This window comes from Nocardia wallacei (assembly GCF_029869545.1).
GTDB classification, from domain to species: Bacteria; Actinomycetota; Actinomycetes; order Mycobacteriales; family Mycobacteriaceae; genus Nocardia; species Nocardia wallacei_A.
On the sequence record NZ_JARWQD010000182.1, the window covers coordinates 1 to 1,847 of the forward strand.

At 71.9% G+C, this 1,847-nt stretch carries 2 protein-coding genes and 1 pseudogene; 1 reads left to right on the plus strand and 2 read right to left on the minus strand.

The window, feature by feature from the left end:
* Positions 1 to 130: pseudogene (locus QH290_RS14990) on the plus strand (enoyl-CoA hydratase-related protein); the annotation flags it as partial.
* A 108-nt stretch (positions 131 to 238) separates the two neighbouring features.
* Here the strand turns inward: QH290_RS14990 and QH290_RS14995 are convergent.
* Positions 239 to 871 carry a class I SAM-dependent methyltransferase gene (locus QH290_RS14995; protein ID WP_280383418.1) on the minus strand — a complete coding sequence of 211 codons (633 nt, stop codon included), beginning with the start codon at positions 869 to 871 and terminating at the stop codon, positions 239 to 241.
* 34 nt (positions 872 to 905) lie between these two features.
* A partial coding sequence (locus QH290_RS15000) for a saccharopine dehydrogenase family protein (RefSeq protein ID WP_280383420.1) occupies positions 906 to 1,847 on the minus strand: 942 nt, incomplete at its 5' end.

Here is a 1,847-nt window from a genome sequence, read left to right on the forward strand (position 1 = left end):
CGAGGGGTACGCGCTGGCGGGCGGCACGGAATTGGTGCTGGCGACCGATCTGATCGTGGCGTCGAAGTCCGCGCAGTTCGGTATCCCGGAAGTCAAGCGCGGACTCGTCGCCGCCGGTGGCGGGTTGTTAACCCGGTGGCGCCACGGACACTCCCGTTGCGGGGGGGGCGGCGCCCCGCGCCGCCGCGACATTGGCACGAGTGCGCCACTCGTCGGCCACGGTTGCGGCGCAAGGGTTTCAGCGCGGGCGGGTGGCTCCCACGTATTGCATGAGCCCGTGCACCTGCTGCTCGATCTCCGCCAGCCCCGCCGCGGCGAACAGCTCGGGAAAGGTGTCGGCATCGAAGACGCGCAGCCCGCCCGCACCGCCGACCGCCGTGCTGATCCGGCCGAACCAGCTGTCGGAGCGATGACTGGTACTGATCGCGATCCGCCCGCCGGGGGCCAGCACCCGGATCATTTCCCGCGCCGCCACCATCGGGTCGGGGATCAGATACAGCGCGCCGAAGCAGCACACCGCGTCGAAGCTGCCGTCGGGGAAGGGCAGCCGGCGGGCGTCGCCGCGCACGTAACCGGTCCGCGGGCCGCAGTTGTCGGTCACCGCCCGGCGCAGCATCGGCACCGAGAAGTCGATGCCGACCGCATATCCGTCGCCGCTCAGCCGCTCGCTGAGATAGTGCGTGAAATTGCCGGGGCCACAGGCGATATCGAGTACCCGGCGGGCACCGCGCAGCCGCAGGGCGCGCACGGCGTCGCGCCGGTCGGCCTGCATGGTGCGGCCCGTCACGGCGAAGAAACCGGCGGGCCGCCAGGCGCGCTCGTAGACCAGCGCGAAGGCGGGGTGGTTCATCGTCCGTCGCGCGAGGTTCACCCGGCCGCCCTTCCGCGAACCGCCGCGGCGAGGCTCACGCCAGGTCCACCTCGATGGTCATCCCGGCGGCGCGCAGCCGCTCGGTGAGCGGATCGGCCATCGCCGCCGCCGGGGTGAGAATGCCCGCGAGCTCGGGTAATTCGTCGAAGGCCAGGCTCAGGCCGGACTCGCCGAGCAGCACCGAGGTGGCCTGGTAGCCCGGATCGCCCCGACCGGCGAAGGTGCACACGTACTTGGCGCCGGAGGTGGTGCGCGCGAAGGTCTTCATCGTGAACCAGCCGCTGCGCCGGGCCGCCTCGCTCGGCCCGGTGCCGGGCTTGGGCAGCACCCGGTCGAGCAGCTTGCGACCCGCCGCCACGCGCGAGAGCACCGCGCCCGCCGCCATGGTCGCCACGATGCCGCCCGCCATCCCGGCCGCCACCAGCGGCGCCGCCGGGGACTTACCCGCGCTCATCACCTCGCGGTAGCGGAAGTTCTTGCCGTACACCCAGCCCAGCAGGCCGTTGCTGCGCCGCACGATCTTGGTGTTGTGCGCGGCCATGACGAAGGTCGCCACCCAGCCGTCGAGGCTGGGGTCGATGGTCGAGGCCCGCGCCAGCGCCTGATCGGACTGCCGCCCGACGTCGGGCTCCATGGCCCGGTCCGGGCTCAGCGAATACGGGTGCGCCATCACCGAGCCCTTGGACGGGTCGGCGGCGATCGCCTCCATCATCGCGCGCCCGGAGTCGATGGTGCCGCCGCTGGCGCCGCCCTTGAGCCAGGCCACCAGCGTGGTGTCGGTGAGCTCGCCGGTGTTGTCCTCGACCGAGCGCCGGTACAGCCGGTACACGCTCAGATCGGACGGAATCGAGTCGTAGCCACAGGAATTCACGATCTTCGCGCCCGTCTCCACGGCGCGGTCGTGGAACCGGTCGATGCATTCGCGGATGAACAGCGGCTCACCGGTGAGGTCGGCGTAGTGGGTGCCCGCCTCCGC